Origin of the sequence: Microcoleus sp. AT8-A3, from assembly GCF_036705675.1 — a bacterium.
Lineage (GTDB): Bacteria > Cyanobacteriota > Cyanobacteriia > Cyanobacteriales > Microcoleaceae > Microcoleus.
On the sequence record NZ_JAUBVD010000132.1, the window covers coordinates 1 to 2,808 of the forward strand.

General features: G+C 43.7%; 3 protein-coding genes. All 3 read right to left on the reverse strand.

Going from position 1 to position 2,808, the window contains the following annotated elements:
- Positions 1 to 170: 170 nt before the first annotated feature.
- Entirely contained in the window at positions 171 to 800 is a 630-nt protein-coding gene (locus QUB51_RS30180; RefSeq protein WP_333234329.1) for a DUF416 family protein, read from the reverse strand.
- A 7-nt stretch (positions 801 to 807) separates the two neighbouring features.
- Complete coding sequence (locus QUB51_RS30185; RefSeq protein WP_333234331.1) at positions 808 to 1,437, reverse strand: DUF416 family protein; 630 nt, start codon at positions 1,435 to 1,437, stop codon at positions 808 to 810.
- Positions 1,438 to 1,446: 9 nt separating this feature from the next.
- Positions 1,447 to 2,808 (reverse strand): hypothetical protein (locus QUB51_RS30190; RefSeq protein ID WP_333298380.1); only part of this gene is annotated, 1,362 nt, incomplete at its 5' end.

Consider the following 2,808-nt stretch of genomic DNA (forward strand, 5'->3'; position numbering starts at 1 on the left):
TGAATCGATCGCCCGTAAAGTCCGGCGCCGAAAGAATCGAGCGCCCGTAAAGTTTTGTGTACAAAAGTTCGAGCACCCACAGAATCGATCGCCCGTAAATTCGATAACTTAGATAAGGAAGATCGGTCTATAATAGTCGTCAATTTAGACAAAGCATAACTTCCCGTAGCTCAACCTAGATCGATCGAACTTTTACCATCATTATTGAAAGAGGTACGCAGCCATGCCAGAAAATCCTTATCTAAAGTTTCTGTTTCTTTCAATTTTTGCAAATCTTCCGCTTCTTTAGCCATTTCTCGAACTGCAAATGGATGACTGACAATGGCTTCAGTAAATTTGTCTTCTCCGTCCTTTTCCCAACTAATATTGAAAGATTCATCTTCCCAGGCTACAGAAAACTCAACGGTATTCCTAGCGTATTTTACTACTCTAACAATCTCTTTTGTAGCTGCCTCATTACAGGCTCTCAAAGTCGTGCAGATAGCGTCAATAACTTGTAGTAATTTATAACTATCACTACCAAAATCAAGCGAATCAGGAGCTATATTATCACTGCCACAATTATTGATTAATCGCTCTATCCTGAGCTCATCTATTGGTTTTCCTTGGAGAATGTGCCAAACTTCATCTAGCGCATTCCTGAGTACGCTGGGATCGCCCCAATCATACATTTGGCACAAAGCGTTGTAGTTGGGAAGGATTCGTTCGCAACAAGCAGCAGCAAAGGCAACTCTGTGAAATACGGGAAGTTTTTCCAGTTTTTGTTCTAGGATGCCAAACTCAAAAAAGCGCATATTCATTAAATCATCACCCAAGATCGATCAAACTTTTCCCTTCATTATTGAAAGAGGTACGCAGCCATTCCAGAAAATCCTTATCTAAAATTTCTGTTTCCTTCAACCTTTGCAAATCTTCTGCTTCTTTAGCCATTTCTCGAACTGCAAATGGATGACTGGCTATTGCTGAACAAAACTGTTCTTCTCCATCTTTTTCCCAGGTGATATTGAAAGAAGTGTCTTTGTAAGGTATGTAAGCTTCAATGGTATGTCTGGCAGATTTGACGGTGTGAACAATGTTCTCTACAGTAGGATCGAGACAGGCTGTCAGAGTAGCGCGGATAGCGATCAGAGCCTCCTGGGGTTCCAAAGAATCGTCCCCAAATTCAAGACAGTCTGGAAATACATCTTCCCTACCGCAATCCTCTCTTAATTGATTGACTTTTACAGGATCTACAAGCTTTACTTGGAGGATTTGCCAAACTTCATCTAATGCAACTCTCGGCACTTCAGGCACTCCCCAGTCAACTATTTGGCAAAAAGCGTTGTAGTTAGGAAGCATTCGTTCGCAACAAGCAGCAGCAAACGCAACTCTGTGAAGTTCGGGAAGGTCTTCGAGCTCTTTTTTTAGGGTGTCAAATTCAAAAAAATGCATATTCATTTGTGATTTTTATTGTCTGGGTGATTCATTTCGTCTAGGATTGTTCGGGCCGGGTTTCCAGGTAGGATTCCATTGACTGCCAGGTCTTATCTGTCTCTCTTGCATCAATGGCCGACAGAAATATTCGCAAATTCCATCTGCATGGCTTACCCCAATTGATTCAATTCCAACTATTGTTCCTTTAGCTTTTTCAGAGTCAGCCCAATAAATCATTCGCTCCTCTGCATGCAAGTTTCCTCCTCTGGAGTTTGGAATTACGATATATCCTTGATTTTCAAGCAACTTTCTATGGTCGCGTGAAAATTCTCCAAAAGCATTAGATACAACTTTTTTCACCTTACCTTGTGCATCTATGACCCGCCCTACCGCAATTACTCTGTTACTCTTAGCTCTTGGATCGTTGCCGTAAAGCTCGTTAGAAATCCGTATGGCATCTCTTTCTAACTCTACTGCACTTGGGTCAATCTCACCTTCACCGCGAATCGGACCTCCACTTTCTGAGCCATCCGTCGTACTGTGAAAAACTACTCCAAGCAACCTCGCTATATTCTTTAAGCCAGTCGAAGCTGTAGTTGCTCCGTGTAGCCCTAGAGCTGTCCCTGCTACTATAGCAGGAGCACCTGCAATACAACCAATTCCTGTTACACATAAACCTGCACCTCCAGCACCAGTTCCGCCACCTCCTATTATCTCTAAAATCCCCGTAACAATTGACGCTGCATCTCCGAATGTTCGCCCTGCTTGGAAAGACCAGGTTTTAGGCAGATTGCGCTCTACATCTTGCTCAAGTCCATTCCATCCAGGGATTAAAACCTGCAACAACCATCTAGTAAGTTCTCCGTTGTTACGCAACCATTGATATACTGCACCAGCAACAAACTCTCCAAGAGGTTTAAAAAACTTCAACAATTTTTGAATAACTTCTGTTAGTGCAGAGCGTTTGTTTGGAGGTAACTTGCCACCAGAACCACCACCACCAGAACCACCAGACGGATTATTCGCTAAATCATCATTCCCACTCCCACCTGAAGGGGAATCAGAACCACTACTACCAAAAACCTCTTTAAACTGAGGCTCTTTAAAAATCACAGTCGGCAACTGCCAAATATCATCACTCGGCTTCGGAGGCTTCACTAAATCCGGTGGCACATCTTGTTTCGGCGCCTTATTCAACCGCGGCGCCTCCCCAAATTCGGGCAAATTATTCATCTGCGTCCCAGTTCCTTCCGGGTGAAATGACCCCCCCGTCACCTCATATTCACCCGGCAAATACTCCCCATCTTCCCAACTAGACTTCGACCAACTTTCACTCCAACTATTCCTCCCATCATCATACTCAGTCCCGCTGCGAGTCCAACTCCAACTGCTGCC

Bases quoted from the DNA above. Each gene is read 5' to 3' on its own strand.
- QUB51_RS30180 (WP_333234329.1), bottom strand. From the start codon at position 800: ATGAATATGCGCTTTTTTGAGTTTGGCATCCTAGAACAAAAACTGGAA.
- QUB51_RS30185 (WP_333234331.1), bottom strand. From the start codon at position 1,437: ATGAATATGCATTTTTTTGAATTTGACACCCTAAAAAAAGAGCTCGAA.